This is a genomic window from Pseudomonas sp. PDM28 (genome assembly GCF_019219115.1).
In the GTDB taxonomy this organism is placed as follows: domain Bacteria; phylum Pseudomonadota; class Gammaproteobacteria; order Pseudomonadales; family Pseudomonadaceae; genus Aquipseudomonas; species Aquipseudomonas laurylsulfatiphila.
Genome location: NZ_JAHUWG010000008.1, coordinates 88,281 through 113,271 on the forward strand (window position 1 = coordinate 88,281; position 24,991 = coordinate 113,271).

Annotated in this window: 20 protein-coding genes and 1 pseudogene; 12 read left to right on the plus strand and 9 right to left on the minus strand. The window is 59.0% G+C overall.

All coding sequences use genetic code 11. The annotated features are described in order from the left end of the window. Window positions 1-123 precede the first annotated feature (123 nt). Window positions 124-1,023, plus strand: coding sequence for a hydroxymethylglutaryl-CoA lyase (locus tag KW841_RS19155; protein WP_218479094.1), 900 nt, complete (start codon window positions 124-126; stop codon window positions 1,021-1,023). Between the two features lie 620 nt (window positions 1,024-1,643). Here the strand turns inward: KW841_RS19155 and KW841_RS19160 are convergent. Beyond that, the gene (locus KW841_RS19160; RefSeq protein ID WP_218479096.1) at window positions 1,644-2,480 is read right to left on the minus strand and encodes a M15 family metallopeptidase; all 837 of its coding nucleotides are present in this window, start codon (window positions 2,478-2,480) and stop codon (window positions 1,644-1,646) included. 207 nt (window positions 2,481-2,687) lie between these two features. Then, window positions 2,688-4,382 (minus strand): AMP-binding protein, encoded by a 1,695-nt coding sequence (locus KW841_RS19165; RefSeq protein WP_218479098.1) that lies wholly within the window; start codon window positions 4,380-4,382, stop codon window positions 2,688-2,690. Between the two features lie 204 nt (window positions 4,383-4,586). Between KW841_RS19165 and KW841_RS19170 the strand changes: the two genes are divergently transcribed. The 4 genes from KW841_RS19170 (at window position 4,587) to KW841_RS19185 (ending at window position 10,252) form a co-directional block, all read left to right on the plus strand. Beyond that, complete coding sequence (locus tag KW841_RS19170) at window positions 4,587-5,750, plus strand: isovaleryl-CoA dehydrogenase (RefSeq protein ID WP_007981000.1); 1,164 nt, start codon at window positions 4,587-4,589, stop codon at window positions 5,748-5,750. A 12-nt stretch (window positions 5,751-5,762) separates the two neighbouring features. Next, window positions 5,763-7,370: a carboxyl transferase domain-containing protein gene (locus tag KW841_RS19175; RefSeq protein WP_015094351.1), complete on the plus strand. Its 1,608-nt coding sequence runs from the start codon at window positions 5,763-5,765 to the stop codon at window positions 7,368-7,370. 114 nt (window positions 7,371-7,484) lie between these two features. Next, on the plus strand, window positions 7,485-8,297 hold the full coding sequence (locus KW841_RS19180; RefSeq protein ID WP_007981004.1) for a gamma-carboxygeranoyl-CoA hydratase: 813 nt from the start codon (window positions 7,485-7,487) through the stop codon (window positions 8,295-8,297). Continuing rightward, window positions 8,297-10,252: an acetyl/propionyl/methylcrotonyl-CoA carboxylase subunit alpha gene (locus KW841_RS19185; RefSeq protein ID WP_218479100.1), complete on the plus strand. Its 1,956-nt coding sequence runs from the start codon at window positions 8,297-8,299 to the stop codon at window positions 10,250-10,252. Before KW841_RS19180 ends, KW841_RS19185 begins: the two co-directional genes overlap by 1 nt. Window positions 10,253-10,291: 39 nt before the next feature. Here KW841_RS19185 and KW841_RS19190 read toward each other — a convergent pair whose 3' ends face one another. Beyond that, complete coding sequence (locus tag KW841_RS19190; protein ID WP_007981009.1) at window positions 10,292-10,939, minus strand: LexA family transcriptional regulator; 648 nt, start codon at window positions 10,937-10,939, stop codon at window positions 10,292-10,294. Between the two features lie 129 nt (window positions 10,940-11,068). On the opposite strand from KW841_RS19190, the gene KW841_RS19195 reads away from it, so the two are divergent. Together KW841_RS19195 and KW841_RS19200 are read left to right on the plus strand one after the other, a co-directional pair. Next, window positions 11,069-11,410: a DUF6124 family protein gene (locus KW841_RS19195; protein ID WP_007981011.1), complete on the plus strand. Its 342-nt coding sequence runs from the start codon at window positions 11,069-11,071 to the stop codon at window positions 11,408-11,410. Window positions 11,411-11,895: 485 nt separating this feature from the next. Next, window positions 11,896-13,047 (plus strand): M14-type cytosolic carboxypeptidase, encoded by a 1,152-nt coding sequence (locus KW841_RS19200; protein ID WP_218479102.1) that lies wholly within the window; start codon window positions 11,896-11,898, stop codon window positions 13,045-13,047. Window positions 13,048-13,100: 53 nt separating this feature from the next. Here the strand turns inward: KW841_RS19200 and KW841_RS19205 are convergent, their stop codons facing one another. The 5 genes and pseudogenes from KW841_RS19205 to KW841_RS19230 form a co-directional block, all read right to left on the minus strand. Beyond that, window positions 13,101-14,438: a hypothetical protein gene (locus KW841_RS19205; protein ID WP_218479104.1), complete on the minus strand. Its 1,338-nt coding sequence runs from the start codon at window positions 14,436-14,438 to the stop codon at window positions 13,101-13,103. Window positions 14,439-14,683: 245 nt separating this feature from the next. After that, window positions 14,684-14,826: pseudogene (locus KW841_RS19215) on the minus strand (catalase); the annotation flags it as partial. A 110-nt stretch (window positions 14,827-14,936) separates the two neighbouring features. Further along, on the minus strand, window positions 14,937-16,445 hold the full coding sequence (locus tag KW841_RS19220) for a hypothetical protein (protein WP_218479106.1): 1,509 nt from the start codon (window positions 16,443-16,445) through the stop codon (window positions 14,937-14,939). A 176-nt stretch (window positions 16,446-16,621) separates the two neighbouring features. Beyond that, window positions 16,622-17,167, minus strand: coding sequence for a cytochrome b (locus KW841_RS19225; protein WP_007976988.1), 546 nt, complete (start codon window positions 17,165-17,167; stop codon window positions 16,622-16,624). Then, the gene (locus KW841_RS19230; RefSeq protein ID WP_218479108.1) at window positions 17,164-18,249 is read right to left on the minus strand and encodes a catalase family peroxidase; all 1,086 of its coding nucleotides are present in this window, start codon (window positions 18,247-18,249) and stop codon (window positions 17,164-17,166) included. The genes KW841_RS19225 and KW841_RS19230 overlap by 4 nt, the downstream gene beginning before the upstream one ends. 158 nt (window positions 18,250-18,407) lie before the next feature. On the opposite strand from KW841_RS19230, the gene KW841_RS19235 reads away from it, so the two are divergent. From KW841_RS19235 to KW841_RS19250, 4 genes are all read left to right on the plus strand, one after another. After that, window positions 18,408-18,914, plus strand: coding sequence for an RNA polymerase sigma factor (locus KW841_RS19235; protein WP_218479110.1), 507 nt, complete (start codon window positions 18,408-18,410; stop codon window positions 18,912-18,914). After that, window positions 18,911-19,663 (plus strand): anti-sigma factor, encoded by a 753-nt coding sequence (locus tag KW841_RS19240; protein ID WP_218479112.1) that lies wholly within the window; start codon window positions 18,911-18,913, stop codon window positions 19,661-19,663. Before KW841_RS19235 ends, KW841_RS19240 begins: the two co-directional genes overlap by 4 nt. Window positions 19,664-19,833: 170 nt before the next feature. Beyond that, a complete protein-coding gene (zapE, locus tag KW841_RS19245; protein WP_218479114.1) occupies window positions 19,834-20,958 on the plus strand; it encodes a cell division protein ZapE in 1,125 nt (374 codons plus the stop codon). Between the two features lie 198 nt (window positions 20,959-21,156). Continuing rightward, window positions 21,157-22,470, plus strand: coding sequence for a leucine-rich repeat-containing protein kinase family protein (locus KW841_RS19250; protein WP_218479116.1), 1,314 nt, complete (start codon window positions 21,157-21,159; stop codon window positions 22,468-22,470). Between the two features lie 164 nt (window positions 22,471-22,634). Here the strand turns inward: KW841_RS19250 and KW841_RS19255 are convergent, their stop codons facing one another. Further along, window positions 22,635-23,339, minus strand: coding sequence for a YebC/PmpR family DNA-binding transcriptional regulator (locus KW841_RS19255; RefSeq protein WP_007976978.1), 705 nt, complete (start codon window positions 23,337-23,339; stop codon window positions 22,635-22,637). Window positions 23,340-23,564: 225 nt separating this feature from the next. On the opposite strand from KW841_RS19255, the gene KW841_RS19260 reads away from it, so the two are divergent. Beyond that, entirely contained in the window at window positions 23,565-24,959 is a 1,395-nt protein-coding gene (locus tag KW841_RS19260; RefSeq protein WP_218479465.1) for a type VI secretion system Vgr family protein, read from the plus strand. The last annotated feature ends 32 nt before the right edge of the window (window positions 24,960-24,991 follow it).

The following is a 24,991-nucleotide window of genomic DNA, read 5'->3' on the forward strand; positions in this document are numbered from 1 at the left end:
CACTCACAAGATCTTCGATACATCGGAAATTTTGGGGCTGCTTCGCAGCCCAACGGGGGCAAGCCCCCTCGCCACAGCTCGCTCCTACAGGGTTCTGCGAACAATCAGCACAGGTCGAACCCCATGTCCCTCCCCTCCCATGTACGCATTGTCGAAGTCGGCCCGCGCGACGGCCTGCAAAACGAAGCCCAACCCATCAGTGTTGCCGACAAGGTGCAACTGGTCGATGCACTGACCGCAGCCGGGCTCGGCTATATAGAAGTCGGCAGTTTCGTGTCGCCCAAGTGGGTGCCGCAGATGGCCGGTTCCGCCGAGGTTTTCGCGCAGATCCAACGCAAACCGGGTGTGGTCTATGGCGCGCTCGCTCCCAACCTGCGCGGTTTCGAAGATGCCCTCGCCGCCGGGGTGAAGGAAGTCGCCGTGTTCGCCGCAGCGTCCGAGGCGTTTTCCCAGCGCAATATCAATTGCTCGATCAGCGAAAGCCTGGAGCGTTTCGCGCCGATCATGGACGCCGCCAGACAACAGGGGGTGACCGTGCGCGGGTATGTGTCCTGCGTGCTGGGCTGCCCCTATGAAGGCCACATTCCCCCGGAGCAAGTCGCTTCGGTCGCTCGCGAGCTCTATGCCATGGGCTGCTATGAGGTCTCGCTGGGGGACACCATCGGTACCGGCACCGCTGGCGCGACCCGGAAAATGTTCGAAGTGGTATCAAAGGATGTCCCCCGTGAAAAGCTCGCTGGGCACTTCCACGACACCTATGGCCAGGCCGTGGCCAACATCTACGCCAGCCTGCTGGAAGGTATCTCGGTGTTCGACAGCTCCATCGCCGGTCTCGGCGGCTGCCCCTATGCCAAGGGCGCCAGCGGTAACGTCGCGACCGAAGACGTGGTTTACCTGCTGAACGGCCTGGGTATCGTCACCGGAATCGACCTCGACGCCTTGATGCTTGCCGGTCAACAGATTTGCAGCGTGTTGAGTCGCCCTACCGGTTCCCGCGTGGCCAGGGCCCGCAGCGCCCAGTGAGTGGGTTGAGTGTATCCAGGTGTTACCGCGCAGACTCAAACGTGGGCGCAAGCGAGTAACACGGAAACAAAATGTAGGGTTTTGCCTGAGACGAAAAACCCTACAAATTCTCAAATCGTTGATTTTAAAGGCTTTTAAAAAGTTGGCACGGCTCCTGCTATATCTATCGCATAACAAGAATAAAAAAATTGCGGCAACCCTAATAAAAACAAGACGTAACGACTCTGACATAACAAAAACAACACGGCAGAGACGCAGCTAACAGATTTTTTTGGAGAAGATGTGCTTTTCAGGGTGCTTTTCGAAGTGACCCGCGGCCAGACAGAGAATAATAAAACTACCTTCAGGTAGCTCCCGTACTGGTTGGATCGCTCAGCGAAAAAGCAGATCAGCGCTCAAAAAAATACGTTTGCTCTTGATCCCGGATGGGGATCGCCAAAAACAGCGGTAAAGGGCAACGGTTGCCAAAAACAAAAACAGACCGACCCTCAATAATAAAAAAAGAGCACGCGCAACGACAAATTAAAGGGGAGCTTCGGCTCCCCTTTGTGCTTCCCGGGATTCGGGTTCAGCGCCCATCGATCGAAACCCCATCCATCAGAAATCACCCAAAGCAACCTCTAACCCTGGCGGTATGCCTCCATCGTCTGCCCCACGCAAAGCGCCCGACGCGCCTCTGAATCCTGCTCGTCCGAGCTCTGCATACAGTTGCGGAAGTAGGCAACATAGCCATCGAAGTCTTTTGCCGCCTGCTCTGGAGAGACCTTTGTCAGGTGCTCGATGAAACGACGCGGTGAGACTTCGAAATGCTGATAATCAATCGGATAGTTGAAGTAACCTCCCCAATTGATAAAACCATAATTGGCAAACACATTGACTACCGGCTCAGCAAGACCAAAACGCTCCGGTTTCTCGGGCCGAAACTGCATTCGGTTGACATAGGCACGCGCGGAGACAACCGGATCAATCATCGCCTGACCCGTAGGCTGGATATTAATGTAGGGATTCTGGATCGGGTTAAGATCAATCGCGGCACCGTATGCATGAAGGGACCAACTACTACCCCCGGTAATCGCCCGCCCATTGAAAGCCGAAGTATTATTATCGGCCATGGAGGCGCCATCATTCCCCATGTAATGTTCAAGACCGCGCGCTATTTTCAATGGGAACGCCATATGATGAAGATCGTTGAAAATGCTTTGCACATAAGGGGCAAAGGCGTCCAGCACGGTTATCGAGCCTTGTTCGACCCGGCCTTCGAAATTGGTGAAATCGAAGGAAACCACGCGCAATCTGTCACAGCCAACCGGGTTTTCGTCGGTAATGACATTAGTCCTCTTCATTAACTCGCACAGCTCAGGGGTGACCGGAGAAATACTGGCCTGTGCCACCTCGCTCAGTCCCACGAGCGCTGCTGAACACAAAACCCCGGCCATTAATAAGTTTCTTACTTCCATGTCAGTTTTAACTCCTGTAATGACTCACACCACTTCATGTGGGCGTATCGAAACCTTACAGGGAATCCAGCAACAGGATCATCCGATCAAATGTATGCCAACGTAAACTTGCCCCTTAAAACGCAGACACTAAAAAGCCGATACGGGTATCGGCTTTATTCAGCACAGCTCTGAAACGCATTTTTGCCTGCGGCAACTAAACGCAGCCTACCGATTTACCTTGAGCTCTTCGATACTGATCTCGCGCATCCGGAATTTCTGGATCTTGCCGGTCACGGTCATTGGAAACTCTTCCACGAACTTGAAGTAACGCGGTGTCTTGAAGTGCGCGATGCGCTCCTTGCACCAGGCTTGCAGTTCTTGTTCGGTAGCACTGTGACCGGGGTGGAACTTGACCCAGGCGACGATCTCTTCGCCGTAGCGCGAGCATGGAATGCCGATCACCTGAACATCCGCAACGGCCGGATGCATGAAGAAAAACTCTTCCAGCTCCCGCGGGTAAATATTCTCACCGCCACGGATGATCATGTCCTTGTTGCGCCCGGCAATACACACGTAGCCCTCATCGTTCATGCTCGCCAGATCACCGGTGTGCATCCAGCCTGCCTGATCGATGGCTTCTGCGGTGCCTTCGGGATTGTTCCAGTAACCCAGCATCACGCTGTAACCGCGAGTGCACAGCTCACCGATGGTGCCTCGCGGCACCAGGTTGCCGGCTTCGTCGATGATCTTGCTTTCAAGCTGCGGCTGGGTGCGACCGACAGTGGTCACGCGCAATTCCAGGTCGTCTGAAGGACCGGTCTGCAATGACACCGGACTGGTTTCCGTCATGCCATAGGCAATCTGCACTTCGCTCATGTGCATGTCGCTGATGACCCGGCGCATCACTTCGATAGGACAGGTCGCGCCTGCCATGATCCCCGTGCGCAGGCTCGACAGATCGAATTCGGCACGTTGAGGTTGATCGAGCATGGCGATGAACATGGTCGGCACGCCGTACAGCGCCGTGGCTTTTTCGTCAGCCACAGTGCCGAGGGTCAGTAACGGATCGAACGCGTCGTTCGGATAAATCATCGTGCTGCCATGGGTGATGCAGCCGAGATTGCCCATGACCATGCCGAAGCAGTGATACAAGGGCACCGGTATCACCAGGCGATCGGCCGCCGTCAGGCCCAGGCTTTCACCGACCATGTAACCGTTGTTGAGAATGTTGTAGTGACTGAGGGTCGCGCCCTTGGGAAAACCGGTAGTGCCAGAGGTGTACTGGATATTCACCGGCTGATCGAAATGCAGGCTGTTCTGGCGCTCATGCAGTTGCTCGACCGTCACGCTGCCCGCCAGACCGGCCAGTTGCGACCACGGCAGAAATCCCGACGGAGGCTGGGCATCCAGGCTGACAACGCCACGCAACTCCGGCAACCGCTCGCTCTGCAATTTGCCTATGGATTGCTCGGCCAGCTCGGGCACCAGGCCCTGCAGCATCGCGTGATAGTTCGACGACTTGAAGGCGCCGGCACACACCAGCCATTGGCAGCCGGATTGCTTGAGTACGTATTCAAGTTCGGAACTGCGATACGCCGGATTGATATTGACCAGGATCACGCCGATTTTCGCGGTGGCAATCTGGCTGATGCACCACTGCGCGCAGTTCGGCGCCCAGATACCAAGGCGGTCCCCGGCTTGCAGCCCCAGCGCCAGCAGCGCTCTGGCGTGCAGGTCCGCGGCCTCGGCCAACTGCCGCCACGTGTAACGCAACTGTTGATGGCGCACCACCAGCGCCTCCCCGTCCGGGTACTGCGCGACCGTGTTGTCAAACGCCTGGCCGATGGTCATCGCCAGCAAGGCTTTGTCCTGGGAGCCACGGGTGTAACTGCGTTGCGGGCTTGCACTGGGTTGATCCATGACGACCCCTATTGTCTTTATTTATGGGCTACCGGCGGCCCCACAGGATGGGTCCGCGTTCTATCTTGAACTGGCTCTACTCTCGCTCAAGTTGACGTTAACGTAAAGGGTGATTGACAGCCATTCGTCACAGGCTTACGTTAACGTAAAGGTGAGAACCCATTGACAGTCCCACCAACCGACAAAAAAGCCAAAAGGTGACCCATGAGCTATCCATCCCTGAACTTCGCCCTCGGTGAAACCATCGACATGCTGCGCGATCAGGTCCAGTCCTTCGTCGCCAAAGAGATCGCCCCGCGCGCCGCTCAGATCGACATCGACAACCTGTTCCCCGCCGACCTGTGGCGCAAGTTCGGCGACATGGGCCTGCTGGGCATTACCGTGCCTGAAGAGTACGGCGGTGCTGGCCTGGGTTACCTGGCCCACGTGGTCGCGATGGAAGAAATCAGTCGTGGCTCGGCCTCGGTGGCCCTGTCCTATGGCGCTCACTCCAACCTCTGCGTCAACCAGATCAATCGCAACGGCAACCACGAACAGAAATCCAAATACCTGCCGAAGCTGATCAGCGGCGAGCACATCGGCGCACTGGCCATGAGTGAGCCGAATGCCGGTTCCGACGTGGTCTCGATGAAACTTCGCGCCGACAAGCGTGGCGACCACTACGTGCTCAACGGCAGCAAGACCTGGATCACCAACGGTCCGGACGCCAACACCTACGTGATCTACGCCAAGACCGACCTGGAAAAGGGCCCCCACGGCATCACCGCCTTCATCGTCGAGCGCGACTGGAAAGGTTTCAGCCGCAGCAACAAGTTCGACAAGCTCGGCATGCGTGGCTCGAACACCTGCGAGCTGTTCTTCGATGACGTCCAAGTGCCGGAAGAAAACATCCTCGGCGTACTCAACGGCGGCGTGAAAGTGCTGATGAGCGGCCTCGACTACGAGCGCGTCGTCCTTTCCGGTGGCCCGACCGGGATCATGCAGGCGTGCATGGACCTGATCGTTCCATACATCCACGACCGCAAGCAGTTCGGCCAAAGCATCGGCGAATTCCAGCTGATCCAGGGCAAGGTCGCCGACATGTACACCCAGCTCAACGCCAGCCGCGCCTACCTGTACGCCGTGGCCCAGGCTTGCGAGCGCGGCGAAACCACGCGCAAGGACGCCGCCGGCGTGATCCTCTACAGCGCCGAACGTGCCACGCAAATGGCCCTGGACGCGATCCAGATTCTCGGTGGCAACGGCTACATCAATGAATTCCCGGCCGGCCGCCTATTGCGTGACGCCAAGCTGTACGAAATCGGCGCGGGCACCAGTGAGATCCGTCGCATGCTGATCGGTCGCGAACTGTTCAACGAAACCCGCTAAACGGAGCTGTCCATGGCTACCCTGCACACCCAGCTCAACCCTCGTTCAGCGGAGTTCGCCACCAACAGCGCGGCGATGCTCAAGCAGGTCGACGCGTTGCACACCCTGCTCGCCCAAGTGGCGCAAGGTGGCGGCCCGAAGGCTCAGGAACGCCACACCTCACGGGGCAAACTGCTACCTCGCGAGCGCATCAACCGTTTGCTCGATCCGGGCTCGCCGTTTCTGGAAATCAGCCAACTGGCGGCGTATGAGGTGTATGGCGAAGACGTCCCCGCTGCGGGCGTGATTGCCGGGATCGGTCGTGTGGAAGGCGTCGAGTGCATGATCGTCGCCAACGACGCCACGGTGAAAGGTGGCTCGTATTACCCGCTGACCGTGAAAAAACACCTGCGCGCCCAGACCATCGCCCAGCAGAACCGTCTGCCGTGCATCTACCTGGTGGACTCCGGCGGCGCCAACCTGCCGCGTCAGGATGAAGTGTTCCCGGACCGCGAGCACTTCGGGCGGATCTTCTTCAACCAGGCCAACATGAGCGCCATGGGCATTCCGCAGATTGCCGTGGTCATGGGCTCCTGCACCGCTGGCGGCGCCTACGTGCCGGCGATGGCCGACGAAGCGATCATGGTCCGCGAGCAAGCGACGATCTTCCTCGCCGGCCCGCCGCTGGTGAAGGCCGCGACCGGTGAAGTGGTCAGCGCCGAAGACCTCGGCGGGGCCGATGTGCACTGCAAGATCTCCGGGGTGGCCGACCACTACGCCGAGAGCGATGAACACGCCCTGGCACTGGCACGCCGCAGCGTCGCCAACCTCAACTGGCGCAAGCAAGGCGAGGTTCAGCAACGCACACCAATCGCCCCGCTCTACAGCAGCGACGAGTTGTACGGCGTGGTGCCGGCCGATGCCAAGCAGCCGTTCGACGTGCGCGAAGTCATCGCGCGGTTGGTGGACGGATCGGTGTTCGACGAGTTCAAGGCGCTGTTCGGGACAACGCTGGTCTGCGGTTTTGCTTACCTGCACGGTTACCCGATCGCGATCCTCGCCAACAACGGCATTCTTTTCGCTGAAGCGGCGCAGAAAGGCGCGCACTTCATTGAACTGGCGTGCCAGCGCGGCATTCCGTTGTTGTTCCTGCAAAACATCACCGGCTTCATGGTCGGCCAGAAATACGAAGCCGGCGGCATTGCCAAGCACGGCGCGAAACTGGTGACGGCGGTGGCGTGCGCCAAGGTGCCGAAGTTCACGGTGATCATCGGCGGCAGCTTCGGTGCCGGTAACTACGGCATGTGCGGTCGCGCCTACGATCCGCGCTTCTTGTGGATGTGGCCAAACGCACGCATCGGTGTGATGGGCGCCGAACAGGCGGCCGGCGTGCTGGTGCAGGTCAAGCGCGAACAGGCCGAACGCAGCGGCCATGGTTTCAGTGCCGAGCAGGAAGCCGAGATCAAGCAACCGATCCTCGACCAGTACGAAGAGCAGGGTCACCCCTACTACTCCAGCGCGCGCCTGTGGGACGACGGTGTCATCGACCCGGCCCAGACCCGCGACGTACTGGCCCTGGCCTTGTCCGCGTCGTTGAACGCGCCAATCGAACCGAGCCGCTTCGGCGTGTTCCGGATGTGATTTTCTGTGGGAGCGGGCTTGCTCGCGAAGGATCCGCCGCGGTTCACCTGTTGCACCGCGTTATCGTTCTTCGCGAGCAAGCCCGCTCCCACAAGGACCGTGGAGACGGACAACATGAGCGACTTCAACACCCTCGAACTGCTGAGCGATCCAAGGGGTTTTGCGACTCTCTGGCTCAGCCGTGAAGAAAAGAACAACGCCTTCAACGCCGAAATGATCCGCGAACTGATCATCGCCCTCGACAAAGTCGCGAGCGATGCCAGCCTGCGCTTCCTGATCGTGCGCGGCCGTGGCAAGCATTTCAGCGCCGGCGCCGACCTTGCCTGGATGCAGCAATCGGCCGAACTCGATTACGCCACCAACCTCGATGACGCCCGGGAACTGGCGGAGTTGATGTACAACCTGGCCAAACTGAAAGTGCCGACCCTGGCCGTGGTGCAAGGCGCTGCCTTCGGCGGCGCGCTGGGCCTGATCAGTTGCTGCGACATGGCCATCGGTGCCGATGACGCGCAGTTCTGCCTGTCGGAAGTACGCATCGGCCTGGCCCCCGCAGTGATCAGCCCATTCGTTGTGCAAGCCATCGGCGAGCGCGCGACCCGGCGTTATGCCCTGACGGCCGAACGCTTTGGTGGGCAACGGGCACGGGAAATCGGCCTGTTGTCGGAGAGCTATGCCAGTGCCGAGCTGGAACAGAAAGTCGAGCAATGGATCGACAACCTGCTGCTCAACAGCCCGGCGGCCATGCGCGCCAGCAAGGATCTGTTGCGCGAAGTCGGCGACGGCTCATTGACCCCGGCATTGCGCCGCTACACCGAAAACGCCATCGCCCGCATCCGCGTCAGCCCCGAAGGGCAGGAAGGCCTGCGTGCCTTCCTGCAAAAACGTCCACCGAGCTGGCAAGCCGAAACCACCAAGGAGCCCCGTTGATGAGCGCACCTGTCCTCACCACCCTGCTGGTGGCCAACCGTGGCGAAATCGCTTGCCGGGTGATGCGCACCGCCAAGGCCCTGGGCCTGACGACCGTGGCCGTGCACAGCGCCACCGACCGTGACGCCCGGCACAGCCGCGAAGCCGACATTCGCGTTGACCTGGGTGGCAGCAAAGCCGCCGACAGCTATCTGCAGATCGACAAACTGATCGCCGCCGCCAAGGCCAGCGGCGCCCAGGCGATTCACCCCGGCTATGGTTTTCTGTCGGAGAACGCCGGATTCGCCCGCGCCATCGAAAACGCCGGTCTGATTTTCCTCGGCCCACCGGCCTCGGCCATCGACGCCATGGGCAGCAAGTCTGCGGCCAAAGCCTTGATGGAAACCGCCGGCGTGCCACTGGTGCCCGGCTATCACGGCGAAGCCCAGGACCTGGAAACCTTCCGCGATGCCTGCGAAAGTATCGGCTACCCGGTGCTGCTCAAGGCTACCGCTGGCGGCGGCGGCAAAGGCATGAAAGTGGTCGAGGACGTCAGCCAACTGGCCGAAGCCCTGGCCTCGGCCCAGCGCGAGGCGCAATCGTCGTTCGGCGATTCGCGGATGCTGGTGGAGAAATACCTGCTCAAGCCACGTCATGTGGAAATCCAGGTGTTCGCCGACCAGCACGGCAACTGCCTGTACCTCAACGAGCGTGACTGCTCGATTCAACGCCGGCACCAGAAAGTCGTCGAAGAAGCCCCGGCACCGGGCCTGAGCCCGGAACTGCGGCGCGCCATGGGTGAAGCGGCTGTGCGTTCGGCCCAGGCCATCGGCTACGTCGGTGCCGGCACCGTCGAGTTTTTGCTGGATGCACGCGGCGAATTCTTCTTCATGGAGATGAACACCCGCCTGCAAGTCGAACACCCGGTCACCGAAGCCATCACCGGTCTCGACCTGGTGGCCTGGCAGATTCGTGTGGCGCGCGGCGAAGCGTTGCCGATGACTCAGGATCAGGTGCCGCTGGTGGGCCACGCGATCGAAGTGCGGCTGTACGCCGAAGATCCGGGCAACGACTTCCTGCCGGCGACCGGTCGCCTGGAACTGTATCGCGAATCCGCCCCAGGGCCCGGGCGCCGGGTGGACAGCGGCGTTGAAGAAGGCGATGAAATTTCGCCGTTCTACGACCCGATGCTCGGCAAGCTGATTGCCTGGGGCGAGGATCGTGAACAGGCACGGTTGCGCCTGCTGAGCATGCTCGACGAGTTCGCCATCGGCGGGTTGAAGACCAACATCAATTTCCTGCGGCGCATCATCGGTCACCCGGCGTTCGCCGCTGCCGAACTCGATACCGGCTTCATTCCGCACTATCAGGAACAGTTGCTGCCGGCGCCAGCGGAACTCGGCGATGAATTCTGGCAAGCCGCCGCCCAGGCATTTACCCAGAGCCAGCCGCACGCAACCCGTGCAGACGACCCGGGTTCACCGTGGGCGGCGCCTAATGGTCTGCGTGCCGGTTTGCCGAGAGAAATCACTCTGCACTTGAGTTGTGAAGGCCAGGACCGTGCGCTGACGCTGGGCGATATCAATGCCCACAGCACGCAGCTCAGGGGTGAGCATCTGTTGACCGAGCAGGCTGGCGTGCGCCGTCAACACCGCGCTATACGCCGTGGCGAGCATGTGTATTTGCAGTGGGATGGCGAATTGCACCGCATCGAGGCCTACGACCCGATCAGCGCCGTCGAGGCCAGCCACAGCCATCAGGGCGGACTGACCGCACCGATGAACGGCAGCATCGTCCGCGTGCTGGTGGAGGCCGGGCAATCGGTCGAGGCCGGGGCGCAGTTGGTGGTACTGGAAGCGATGAAAATGGAGCACAGCATTCGCGCGCCCCATGCCGGGTTGATCAAGGCGCTGTATTGCCAGGAAGGCGAGATGGTCAGCGAAGGCAGTGCGCTGGTGGAACTGGAAGAAGCGTGAAATGAAGATCGGTCCTGCGCATTGCCAGGACCGATCCGATCAGAACCTGGCTGTTGCCTGAACCACTACACCGATGATTCGACATTCATCGGTGTACAAGGCTTTCGGATACGTTGGATTGAGCGGGACCAGATAACGCTGACCGCCCTCTTCGATCAGCTTGCGGAACGTGGCTTCGGCGCTGTCCGGCCACTGGGCGATGACCAGTTTGCCAGGCACCGCTTCCACGGCCGGGTCCACCAGAATCAGCATGCCTTCCGGGATGCTGATGCCATTGGGCGCGGTCATCGCGTCGCCCGCCACTTTCAACCAGAATGCCGGCCCCCGGGCGTGGTAATCGGACAGTTCATAGCGCTCCTTGCCGTACACCGGAACCTCGCCGTCGCGCACTTCGGCAGGCTGGTGCCAGTCACTGATCGGGTAGCGAAAGTACGGGTTGTACTTCTGGGTCAGGGGGATCTCGTCATCCGTTGACGCCTGCGGTTCCCGGATTACCAGCGCCACTTCGAGAAACTCCAGGCCCAGCGCCTGCAGCACCCGGTTCATGTCTTCGATGCCGGGTTCACGACGTTTGTTGAGCCAGTGGCCAATGCCGCCCTGGGACATCCCGAGGCGCTCGGCGAGTATCTCTTGAGTGATTTTGAGTTCACTCATCTTGGCCTTGACCAATTCAATCCATTTATCCATGTGCGGCACGATACGTGGGCGCCTCCGACCATCAAAACACAAATTGTAGTATTTAAATCCTCGTCACAAATACAGTTCGTATTAGGATCGACTCACGGATCTGAATCTAACACGGAGCTTGCCATCGCCATGAACCCACCCGCCAATGACCTGCCGGACGTGCAAATCGACACCACCCTCACCTCATCCCTGGACTCGGCGGCGGCACAACGCGCGCTGGACTATTACTTGAAACCTGCTGTTTCGGAGGAAGTGGCCGAATCGCGTTTTTTTGATGTGAACCGCAACATCAGCGGCGAAGAGGCACTGGTCCATGCCTTGGACCTGTTGCGCTGTGCTGCCGCCACCGCGTACGAATCAGCCAGTCACCTGCAAGGCGTAAACCGTGACCTGGCGTTTTCGACGGTGCACATGATCGACATGGCCAAGGCGATGGTTGATCGATCGCTGGAAAAGTATGAAAACGCTTGAAGTGGAAGGGTAAATCGAGAGGACAGGAAAGAATTTTCCTGTCGAGCAGGCAAAAACGCTTGACCTGCAAACGAGAATGATTATTATTGCAGCAACTGGTCGCGAGATCAGTCGATGGACCAGGTGACCTTAGGTCGGTCTCCTGGACTATCTCCTCATCAGGCTAATCACGGTTTTTGACCCGGCTTTTTGCCGGGTCTTTTTTTGCCAGTTTTTTCTGGCTTTGGCTTCAGGCTAATGAAGTCTTTGGGTGCCGCAAATTCGATGGCGCGGATGATATCAAAAGAACTCCAGTTGGCAAGAGAAGCCCGGCATCATGGGTTCAAACCGGCGACAGATAGCACTTGAGAATCAATTGCACAGTCTCTAAGCTGCGTCAGCGTCAAGGAGGACGCCCCCACCTCTGCACCCCGCAATTTACCTCGGTTTCGCCCCTCTCTTGCGTGTAAAGTAGCCGCGATAAAAATCATATTCAGGACCCGATTATGACCGTGGCCAAATCCTCTTTCGACATCAGTGCCAACTTCGACAGCGGCAACATCCAAGTCATCGACATCAGCGATCCGCTCAAGCCGCTTCTGGCCATTCGTCCGGACACCCGCAGTGCCCATTTCCAATGGTTCCACTTCAAGGCCAGCGGCCTGCATGTCGGCCAGGAGCACTGGTTTCGCCTGAACAATGCCAGCCAGTCCTCCTATAACAAGGCCTGGACCGGCTATCAGGCAGTGGCGTCCTACGATCACGTCAACTGGTTCCGCGTACCCACCATTTTCGAAGGCGACTGCCTGCGTTTCAGCCTCGAAGCCGAGCAGACCCACGCCTGGTTCGCCTACTTCGAACCCTACAGCCGCGGCCGCCACGACTGGCTGATCGAGCAGGCGCTGAGCAAGGCTGGAACCGAACTGCTGGCCACCGGCAAGAGCGTCGAAGGCCGTGACATCCAGTTGTTGCGCAAAGGCTCCGGGGCCGAAGGTCGACGCAAGGTGTGGATGATTGCCCAGCAACATCCGGGCGAGCACATGGCCGAGTGGTTCATGGAAGGCGTGATCGAACGCCTGGAAAAACACGACGACCCTGTGCTGAACAAACTGCTGGCCAGCGCCGACCTGTACCTGGTGCCGAACATGAACCCGGATGGCGCCTTCCACGGCCACCTGCGCACCAACGCCATGGGCCAGGACCTCAATCGTGCCTGGCAGAGCGCCAGCCAGGAAATCAGCCCGGAGGTCCTGTTCGTTCAGCAGCAGATGGAAAAGTACGGCGTCGATATGTTTCTCGACGTCCATGGTGACGAGGAAATCCCTCACGTGTTCACTGCCGGCTGCGAAGGCAATCCAGGCTACACGCCACGGATCGAAAAGCTCGAGGAACACTTCCGCAGCCATCTGAAGCACACCACCAAAGACTTCCAGACCAAGTACGGCTACACCCGCGACGAACCGGGCCAGGCCAACATGACGCTGGCCTGCAACAGCGTCGGCCAGAAGTACGACTGCCTGTCACTGACCCTGGAAATGCCGTTCAAGGATCATGACGACCATCCGACTCCTTTGACGGGCTGGTCGGGCAAGCGGTCGAAGCAGTTGGGCAAGGATGTGCTGACCACGCTTGCCGATATGGTCGATACCTTGCGCTGATCGACTACATAGTGACGTGGCCTGACAACAGGCCACGTCACTCACTTGAGCATTTATGGCCTTGCAAGAACGGAATTGCTCGGGACTGAAACCAGTCCAATAAAACTAACAGCCTTAACGTAGTAGTAAGCCGACCCTACAATATTGGTTGCGGTAAACGATGGCGCCGTACTGTCTCCAATTTTTATTGATGGAGAAGTAATTCCCCTACTGTAAATTTCATATCGAACTGCTTTGGGTGATGCCTCCCAGCTAAAAGTAATCGTGCTAGGAGCTGACCCAACTTTGGCAAAATTTTCCGGCGCTGTTGGTGGGGATTGGGGTGGAGCGTAAGAGGATAGCCGCTCAGCATTTTCGCGCCAGATACGCGCTGTGTCTGCAGTTACAGCATCCCCACGCGGCAAACCGAACTCATCGCTCAGAGCAGGTGTTGAATAGTACCCCGTTGACTCTCCACACAAAATCGTAGAAGTCTTCCCATTGTTATACCCATAATGGTATTTAGCCCCGCCATTGGGATTGCAATGAATACTTCCAGCATTGTGACCTACCTCATGCCTATACGTGTTGATGCTACGTGCCAATCCAATACCCGCACGGCCTCCTATATTCCCCCAACCTGTGGCCGTATCTTCTGGAGTCGAATCAAAAAAACCATAAATTATGTCAGGTACGTATTCGGCCATGCCTGCAGAAAAAATCGTTCTTAATTGCCCCAGGGTCCCGGTCGTTGTTGGGTAATTCTGCTCCACTACCTGAATCCCGACCAATCTAAGTGAAACATTGGAGACCTCTGAGATTCTCAAGGCTAAATTAACAGACTCTATTTGTGATAACGCATGGGCCATCACATCCCCGCCTACTCGATTTACCGCCGCACGAGAATAGCCCAATAAGACATCAACAATTTTGGGGTCCTCGCTGGTTGAATTTACCAACGCCGTGGAAACTTTTTCATCAGTACTTGGAATGCCATCCTCGACTGCCGGATCAAATTTTGGCTCTGGACTAAACGTACTCAAGCCTTGTTTGTTGACTAAAAATAGTCCGCTTTTACCTGGCTTATTGACTAACGAGACAAGACCTCCATTTGCCGAACGCACCGTCACCAGCGAGCCCTCGGACTTATCTGGCATTCGCAGCTTGCCACTCTCGACGGTATAACCATCAATGACCTTCGAACTCGAACGTTCGAAAACCGCCGGCGCAATCAAATCCGCATACAGCTCTGCTGTCGATTTACTCGCAACATTTTCGACAACCCAGCTTTTCGGTTCCCTCGAGTCAGTCGTCGGCGGATGCGCACAGGCACCGAGTATCACCGCCAAACACACTAACGACAGCCCGGAAAAAGCGCGTCGTATGGAACGCACACCTGCAGTCTTGAACATGGTTCGTCTCCCTGAATGGCACGATCAGTGCTGTCCGACTGGCCCCATTCGGAACCAACGCAGTCTTTGAGCATTGAACGTGCTTATTCAGATCAGCGAAACTGTCAGAGTTGACAGGTAAGCAGACAATCACACTGTGACAAAAGCCAAATCACAGCCCAGCAGCGGCAAGACCAACATCAGTGCATACAACAAGACATGCGAAGCCTTGGCCGCCAGCGGGGCGAAGTGGTTCGGTTGAGTGCTCATTGCCGGGTCTCCTGTTTGGCGGCGGGCAACTGGCTGACTTCGCTGGTGCGACGCAGGTAGGAATTGGCGCAACCGGAGGAACGACGGCGAGCAACGGGTCGTCGGAACCTTCGATCCCGGCAGGCAACACCAGCGGATCCACGGTGGCAGAGATACTAACAATCCTACGTTAAACAAACCAATCACTGTGCCCCACAAAGAAGGGCATAGTGATCACACACACTTCACGATCTCAATTCATACGAAACGTTAATTCCCGCTGATAGAGATTGAAACCCTGACAGGCCTAGACCAAGTCCCACCATAACTAACAGCTCGCAACCTAATCTCACCTGTATACATGCCGCTGGGAAGCTCCGGGTTATCAGACTTAAAATACTCCACAACCAACTTCATATCCCAGCCATTGGCACATGCCTGTGCGATATTCAAAGCAGTGGTCACGCATGTAGCCACGGACTTCGACCCTCGCAACTTAACCTTATGCGGATTCCCTGAGCTATCTAAAAGCGTTGCAGTCAAGCGCGACCAAGGAGGTTGGGCTCCGCTTGTCCATTCCACCGGCCCCTCATCAGCATGATAAGCAAAAACACCAGCATGTTGGTCAATTGAAGTTGGTTCCCTAATGATAATCACATTACCCCCGGCATAATTATCAATACCGGCCACAATGATACGCTCACCATCAAAGGCAGGAGCATAAGACGAAAGCCTTTCAACACTCTCGCGCCACATTCGGGCCATATCCGCGGTAGCAGGGTTACCTCGCGGAAGACCATTTTCATCTCGTATGTTGGGATTTGAATAGTAAGGGGTTTCGTCTTCACATTGAATGGTTCCGTTTCTTCCGTTCTGGAATCCGTAATTGTAACTACCCCCAGGTACGTGGCAGTGCCTACCACCTGCGTTATGTCCTATTTCGTGTCTAAATATCCAACCATCGCTAACATGCCCAAGAGCAGTCCTGCCTGCATTTGTTGCCCAACCGGCAGTCGTATCTTGAGGAGTAGGAGCAAAAACACCATACAACAAATCAGGTTCATATTTTTGCATGCCCCCAGAGAATAATTCCGGCAAATCATGCAGAGTTCCTACGATCATCGAGTAGTTCTGATCAATAATCTGTATACCTATCAACCTCATCGAAACATTCGTAACCAATGAGTTACGCAATGCCAAATTTACACTTTCCACCTGCGCCAAAGCATTGGAATGGGCATCACCGCCAGCCAAATCAACTGCTGCGCGCGAGTACCCAATCAGCATATCTATTACATAGGGACCTGCCGCTACCGTTGCCCCTGATTTGGCGGGTTTTGTTATTTCATCCCCTGGCAACGTATCCGGCAACGAATAGTCTTGAGGCGAGAGAGGTGTAAAGCGACTCTCACCTTTGCTATTAATCACAAGCGATCCTTTCTTGCCTGGCTTCTCGACAAACGCAGTCAAGCCACCATCCACAGACCTGACCGTTACCAACGATCCCACTGACTTATCCGGCATGATCAAATTACCGCTCTCAACGGTATACCCATCAATCACCTTCGAACTCGACCGCTCAAACACCCCCGGTTTGATCAGGTCCGCATACAGTTCAGCTGTGGATTTACTCGCAACATTCTCCACCTTCCAGCTTTTCGGCCCTCCCGGATCCGGCGGCGATGAATTCGCACAAGCCCCAAGCAATGCCGTCAGCGACACCATCGACAGCGCTGAAAAGACACGCCGTACGGAACCCCCACCTGCAGTCATGAACATGGTTCGTCTCCCTGAATGAAACAATCAATGCTGTTCGACTGGCCTCGTCCGGGGCCACTGCAGCCTTTGAACATTGAATGCGTCTTTTCGAGAAGGCGAAACTGTCAAAGTTGACAGGTGGATGTGACGAAACGGGTTGGCAGCTGCCGGATGCAGGCCCCGACAGCTGCTCAAAATCACCCCCGATCCTTACCCCGCAACATACTGTCCAGCACCTCATCACGCCGCACCCAACCGTGAAACAACGCCGCCGCCAGATGCAGCAACACGGTCAGAAACAGCAGGTACGCCAGATACCCGTGCGCCTTGCGCAAAAACGCAAACAGCTGCGCATTCGCCGACACAATCGACGGCAGTTGCAACGAACTGCTGAGCATCACCGGTTCGCCCGATGCCGAAATCATTGCCCAGCCCAGCAGCGGCAAGACCAGCATCAGTGCATACAACAAGACATGCGAAGCCTTGGCCGCCAGCGCTTGCCAACCCGGCAGGTCCGCCGGCAGCGGAGGCTGTGTGGTGGAGAAGCGCACCACCAGACGCACAATCACCAACAGCAAAATCGCGACCCCCAAGGGTTTGTGCAAATGGATCAGCCATTCATGCCGCTCGGACACCGAGGCGACCATCCCGGCGCCGATAAACAGCATGGCGATGATCATCAGCGCCATCAGCCAGTGCAGCAGGCGCGCCAGCGGCGCGAAGTGATTCGGTTGAGTGCTCATTGCCGGGTCTCCTGTGGGGCGGCGGGCAACTGGCTGACTTCGCTGGTGCGACGCAGGTAGGAATTGGCGTAACCGGCTGAACGCGCGGCGAGCAACGGGTCGTCGGAACCTTCGATCCCGGCAGGCAACACCAGCGGGTCGTAATTGATGTCACGGCATTCGCCGTTGAGTTGCGGCTGAGTCTTTTCAAGCACCAGCGTGCCAGCGTTCAACACCTTGCGTCCTTCGGGCCAGGCCTTGCTGGCGTCGTTCACCGGATCGCCGGGGTTGGCCAGGGTGATGTTCAACTGCCAGCGCAAGGGGCCTGCGGCGATTCGCTGGACCAGGTCTTTCTCCAGGAAATCACTGCCCTCCGGTGCCGTGGCCCCGGGTGCGTCCTGGGTAAGAGGCACCATGTTCCAGCGCACGGCCTGGCGTTGACCCGCCGCGTTGACCAGGTAGAACGCATTGACGCTGTTGTAGTTTTCGGTCACGTAACTGGCCGACGGCTTGGCGGTTTTGATCCAGGCCAGGAAGGGTGCCGCTTCCGGGTGCGAAGCAAAGAACGCGGGCACGGCCTTGGGGTCCGGCTTGCCCGTGGCCGGGTCTGGCGACTGGGCGCTTTGCAATTGATAGAACGCCTCGGGCGTGCCCACCGGGAACACCGGCATGCTGTTCATCCCGGTGCGCCACTGCTGGCCGTTGGCCTGAGTGAAGCGCAAGGCCATGCTGCGGATCGGCACAGCACTGTCCGGCGCGTAGGGGTTGCCGGCCGGCAAGGCGAAACGCCCGACCACCGGCGTCTGCGCCTCATTGAACACCTGAGCGGTGGAATAGCTGCGCGCCTCACCACTGCTTTCGAAATGCCCGATCACGCACACGCCTTTGGAATGGTTGCGGCGAAAACCGGGATGCACGCCGTTGTTGGTTTCCAGCACGTTGATCAGTTTCTTCGGGGTCAGGCGCTGTGGGTCGAAGGTGCCGTTGACGTAGGCAAACGCCCCTGCCAGTGCGGCAACGACCACGGCAATGCCTGCCAGACGCAACGTCAGGCTCGCCGCACTCAAGGGCGGCCGGGTGGGCGGTGATGATCGATCTACCATGAAAGACTCCAGGGCCATCGGCCACAAGTGAGAAGAATCAAGCAGACGAACCGCACGCAGGTTTATTCCCACGCACGGTATTTATTTTTTCTGGCGTGGAATAACCTCCAGTACCGGGCGTCTTCCTAGTCCCAAGCGTAGTGACTAGCCAGAACTTCATGAACGATATCGACGAACAACTGAGAGAAATTATTCCCAGATTGCGGCGATTTGCTGTGTCGTTGACACGCAACTCCAGCAGCGCCGACGATCTGGTGCAGGCCAGTCTGGAGCGTGCGCTGTCGAGTTGGTCTGGCAAACGCGCCGAGGGCGACTTGCGCGCCTGGCTGTTCTCGATTCTGTATCGGCAGTTTCTCGATGCGCACCGCCGCTCCCGGCGCTACGCGCGCATGCTCGATTTTTTCACCGGCCGCGACGATGCCCAGCCCTCGGTGGAGCGCACCGTCATTGCCCAATCGACCCTCAATGCCTTCGATCAACTGCCCACCGAACAACGTGCGCTGCTGCTCTGGGTCTCGGTAGAAGGCTTGAGCTACAAAGAGGTCGCCGAGATTCTCGACGTCCCCACCGGCACCGTGATGTCCCGCCTGTCCCGGGCTCGCCAGGCCCTGCGCCAACTCAGCGATGGCGAAATCAACCGCCCCTCCCTGCGGAGACTCAAATGATCAGCATGCCCCCCAGCGAGCGAGACCTGCACGCCTACGTCGACCACCAACTGAACGACGCCGACCGGCGCCTGGTGGAGACTTTTCTGGCCAGTAACCCGCCCGTGGCGGCGCAAGTGCGCGCCTGGCAGCAGGATGCGCAAACACTGCGCGCGGCCTTGAGTGGCGCCTTGCAACAACCGTCGAACCCGGACCTGGATCCGGCGGTGATACGCCAGCGCCTCAAACGCCAATCCCGTCGACACCTGGCCAGCGCAGCGGTGCTGTTGATCGCGGTCAGCGTCGGCGGTTTCAGCGGTTGGCAAGCGCGGGAGATGACACTCGCGAGCCCCCAGCTTCCAATGGCCGATGCCCTGCAGGCGTATCGCCTGATTGCCCAGCAAGGCATCCTGCCGGCGGATTACAAGGCCGGCGACAGCGGTGACATGCAAGGTTGGCTCGACCGCTACTTCACCCGGGCCAATCGCCTGCCCGACCTCTCGGGTGCCGGGTTCAAGCCGGCCAGCGGGCGTTTGCTGAGTACCGAGCAAGGCCCGGCAGCCATGGTGGTCTACGAGAATCAGGGCGGGCAGAAAATCAGTTTCTATGTGCGCCCGCCAGGACCGAAAAACTTCCTGCTGCCCCGTGGCAGCCGGAGCGATGGAGGCCTGCAGGCCGAGTACTGGTCGGGGGGTGGCTACAACTATGCGATGGTCAGCCCGGCGGACACAGCGGCGGCGCAGATGCTCAAGCAGACCGTTCAGTTCTGATCCCCCTCTGTGGGAGCAAGCTTGCTCCCACAGGGTTTGCGGTGTTCCTTCAGAACCCGGTTACGGTGGCTCGAAATATGCCGGCACAGCTGGAGGCAAATTCCCTCATCTGGTTACACTATGCCGCCGCAGCTCGGGGAGCCTGCCCGCACACCAGAGGTGACATCTCAGTGGCCGTTCGACCACCCAATCGTTCGCGAATCAAATCGCGCTGGCAATCGTTGCGTCGTCTTCTCGGCAAGGCACCGGCTGCCGGCAACGCCGAGGCAGGCGAGGCTATCCGCGACTACTTTCGTCACCAGGCCCATTCCCGGGGCTACACCCTCAGTCACAGCCAGCAACGCGTGATCGACTGCATGGCCCGGCATGCCTGCCTGTTGATGGGCACTCCAACGCAAACCCTTCCAGGCCTTTACCTGCATGGTGCCGTGGGGCGCGGCAAGAGTTGGCTGCTCGACGGTTTTTTCCGCGCCGTTCCCCTCGCGCAAAAACAACGCCTGCACTTCCATGAGTTTTTCGCCCGACTGCACCAGGGCATGTTCGAGCATCGCGAGCAGCCCGACGCCCTGGCGATCACCCTGGATGCCCTGCTCAGCGATTGCAGGGTGCTGTGTTTCGATGAGTTCCATGTGCACGACATCGGCGATGCGATGCTCATCACCCGGTTGTTCAAGGCACTGTTCCAGCGTGGCATCCTGTTGCTGGTCACCTCCAACTACCCGCCCGCAGGCCTGCTGCCCAATCCGCTGTACCACGCCCGCTTCAAACCGGTGATCGACTTGATCAATGCACGCATGCAGGTGATGGAAGTCGGCGGTCCGCACGACTATCGCAGCCAGGTCCGCAGCCACGCGCAACAGCTGTTCACCCAAGGCCAGTATGTGTGGCCGGCCAGCGCGGTGCAGCGGCGTTCGTTGAATCTGCCGGATCGCGGCGCCCCGCCCCTGATGCTTCCCGTGGGCACCCGGCATTTCCGGGCGCGCTTGTGCGATGAGCGCCGCGTCGGCTTTACTTTCGCCGACCTGTGCGACCAGCCTGTGGCCGTGATGGATTACCTGGAGCTGTGCCGCCGCTTCGATAGCTGGATCATTGATGACCTGCCGCGGCTCGGTGAGTGCTCGATTGCCGCCCAACAGCGCTTCATCAACCTCATCGACGTACTGTACGACCAGGACAAGCACCTGACACTGCTCGCACAACACGCCCTGCGCGAAAGCCTGGACGGCGATGCTATTGATCTGGCACGCACCCGCAGTCGATTGGGGCAACTGGTGGAAGTCAGCGAACCGGCCTGAGCGATATTATTTTGTTGTATTGAAGGGCCTCTTCGCGAGCAAGCCCGCTCCCACAATGGATTTTTGTCGTGGCACAGATCCAGTGTGGGAGCGGGCTTGCTCGCGAAGGCGGCCTGACAGTCGCCACATCTTTCCCGCTATCATGTCGCCCCTTTCCAGGGCCACGCGTCCTCCCCTTGGCTAATGGCGAATCTGTTCATGCATACCCTTGCTCAATTGCGTGCCGGCGAGTTGTCAGGCATCACGCGGCTGGATCTGGTCGACGACCTCACGGAATTCCCTCGGGAAATTTTCGATCTGGCGGACTCGCTGGAAGTACTCAACCTCAGCGGCAATGCCTTGAGCACCCTGCCGGAAGACTTGCATCGCCTGACCCGTCTGCGCGTGCTGTTCTGTTCCGATAACCGTTTCACCGAGTTGCCGGCCTGCCTGGGCCAATGCGCCGCACTGACGATGATCGGCTTCAAAGCCAACCGCATCGCCCATGTGCCCGCTGCGGCACTGCCCCCGCTGCTGCGCTGGCTGATCCTGACCGACAACTGCATCGAGACGCTGCCGAGCGCGTTGGGAGAGCGGCCATTCCTGCAAAAGCTCATGCTCGCCGGCAACCGTTTGCACGCGCTGCCGGAGTCGTTGCGTCAGTGCCATCGGCTGGAGCTGATTCGCATCGCCGCCAACCAGTTGACCGAGTTGCCGCATTGGTTGCTGGAATTGCCGAGCCTGACCTGGCTGGCGTACGCCGGTAACCCGCTGGAAACCGAAGCCGACGCTACGGCCCTCGACGCGACACCGCGCATTGGCTGGTCGGCATTGCGCCTGGAAAAAAAACTCGGCGAAGGGGCGTCCGGGGTGATCCATCAGGCCGTCTGGCAACCGGCTGACCAGCCGTCCATGGCCGTTGCGGTGAAGCTCTACAAGGGCGAAATGACCAGCGATGGTTCACCGCTGCACGAGATGAACGCCTGCATCACCGCCGGCCTGCACCCGAACCTGATTCGCGTCGAAGGGCGGATTATCGATCACCCGCAGCAAACCGCCGGGCTGGTGATGCAACTGATCGCACCGAGTTACCGCAACCTCGCCGCACTGCCGAGCCTGGCGTCGTGCAGCCGCGACGTCTACCCCGACGATTTGCGCTTCAGCGCGGCCGTGGCGCTGCGCATTGCCTCGGGCATTGCCTCGGTGGCCGAACACCTGCACAGCCATGGCATCACCCACGGCGACCTCTACGGGCACAATATCCTGTGGAATGAACAGGGTGATTGCTTGCTGGGGGACTTTGGCGCGGCATCGTTCCACGGGATTTCCGACAGCCTTGAAAGCCGTGCCTTGCAGCGGATCGAGGTGCGGGCGTTCGGGGTGTTGCTGGGGGAATTGCTGGCGCGGATCGACTCGGGGTTGAGCGATGAACGGCGTAGGGTGCTGGAAGATCTGGAGCGGCGTTGCTGCCAGCCGCAAGTGCTGGCGCGGCCGGGGTTTAGCGAAGTCGTGGAGCAACTGAAAAATCTGTGACCGCTGCGCGGTCATTCGTCGGATCGCCGCCCGGAGCAAGCTCGCTCCCACAGTTGACCGAGTTGCCTGGTTGGGCGCGGTCTAATGTGGGAGCGAGCTTGCTCCGGGCGGCGATCCGACGATGACGGTCTGACAGACAACAGAACCGTCATTGACACAAAGACTTAACCAGCCAACCCGACAAACATGTCCTGCACGTCATCATGGTTATCGAGGCCTTCGAGGAACGCCTCGACTTCGGCCATCTGCTCATCGCTCAGGCCGCTGACCGGGTTTTTCGGCTGGTAGCCCAGTTTGGCCGACAGCACGGTGAAGCCTTGTTCCGGCAGGGCTTTCTGTACCGCGTCGAGGTCGGTCGGTTCGGTCAGGAACAGGGTTGCACCCTCTTCACCCGGTTCGAAATCCTGCGCACCGGCTTCGATGGCGGCCATTTCCGGGTCGGCGTCCGGGGTGTCCGGCGAGGCTTCGATCATGCCGACATGGTTGAAGTCCCAGGCCACCGAACCGGAAGCGCCCAGTTGGCCCTTGCGGAACGCCACGCGGATTTCGGCAACGGTGCGGTTGATGTTGTCGGTTACGCACTCGACGATCAACGGCACCTGATGCGGGGCGAACCCTTCATAGGTCACGCGATGGTATTGCACGGTCTCGCCCAACAGGCCCGCGCCCTTCTTGATGGCGCGATCCAGTGTTTCCTTGGGCATCGAAGCTTTCTTGGCCTGTTCAACGACCAGGCGCAAGTGCGCGTTGGTCGCAACATCAGCGCCGTTGCGCGCAGCAATGGTGATTTCCTTCACCAGTTTGCCGAAGATCTTGCCCTTGGCATTGGCTGCCGCTTCTTTGTGTTTAACCTTCCACTGTGCGCCCATTTCTCACTCTCTTATCTGTGACATCTGTGGCGTCGAGACAACCATTGGCCGACGCTTTGCGCAAGTTTATACGGCCTAAAGTTGGCAATCGACCAAAAAATCCCGACTGGCATCGACATCTTCACCAGCGGTTGTAGGGGGATTCTGAAATGCCGCTTTGGCCTGTCCGCAATGCGCCGGGGTTTCGTACGCTTTGCACCCTATTCAACGGCGGCAGCGTGTTCGATGCACAACGACAAGGAAAGTCCCACCACCCTGACGCTTCTCGATGACGACCTGAGTTTCCAGGTCGTCCGGTTCAGCGGTCACGAAGCACTCAACCAGCCCTATCGATTCGACATCGAGGTTATCGGTCTGGCACCGGCCTTGAACCTTGAACAATTGCTGCACCAGCCGGCGTTCCTCGAATTCGGCCACGACCAGGGCCTGCATGGCGTGCTGCACAGCGCCGGGTGTGAACATCGAAGCGCACACCGGGTCGCTTACAAACTGGTGCTGGTGTCCCGTCTCCAGGCGCTGGAGCAGCAACGCCGCCGACGGGTTTTCCAGCGCGCCAGCGTGCCCATGATCTTGCGCCAGTTGCTCGAGGAACATGGGCTGCCCGCCAGCAGTTATCGCTTTGAACTGGCAACCGGGCACTATCCCCTGCGCCCGTTTTGCATTCAGTACGAAGAAACCGACCTGGCGTTGTTGCAACGACTGTGCGAGGAAGAAGGCATCCACTACCACTTCGAGCATCGACGCCACGGCCATGTGCTGGTATTGGCCGATGACAGCCTGAGTTTCCCCCAGGAGCCGCTGCTCATGCCGCTGCGCAGCGACGCACTCGACGATCATCACCAACCTGTGATCAGTGAATTGTACCAGCGCCATGATGCCTCGCTCCCCCCTGTGCGCCCAGGTGCGAGGAATCCTGGTGCAGCGGATATCAGCGACGGCGCAGCCAATCACTCGTTCACCACTCACGAACAGCAGCATCGCGACCAGCTCAGCCGGCGACAACTGGAACGCCTGCGGTGCCGGCACCTGCAAATACACGGTCAAAGCAACCTGGGAGCATTACGCAGCGGCCGGATCGTGCAGGTGGCCGGCCATCCTTTGGCGAATTTCAATGATCAATGGTTGGTGACCGAAACAAGCCATCAGGGGGGCCAACCATCGATTTTGCTCGACGAGTCAGCAGGCATGGCCTTGGGTTACCGCAATCAATTCAGCGCCATCCCCTGGTCCACGGTGTTCAGGCCCGCGCTTAAACAACCCAGGCCGAGCATTCCCGGGTATCAGCCCGGCCAGGTGTGCGGCCCGGTCGGACAGCCGCCGACTGTGGACGAGGATGGCCGGATTCGAGTGATCCTCTGGCCTGCCACAGATTCAGCCACAGAGTCGTTGTCCAGTGGTCTGTGGCTGCCCTTGGCGCTGACCACGGCCGAGGACTGGATCGATCCGTCCCGCTTGCCCGTGGCCGGCAGTGAAGTACAGGTGATTTTCCTCGACAGTGACCCGGATCGCCCGGTGCTCTGTACGGCGTTGGGCCCTCGGCCACAACCTCTGAACCCACCGCCCCGTGAGCCCCGGGGCGATACCCGCCTGCTGTTCGACTGGTTGCTCCACCGTCCTTGAGCATGATCGATGTCCGCAACCCGGTGTAACCG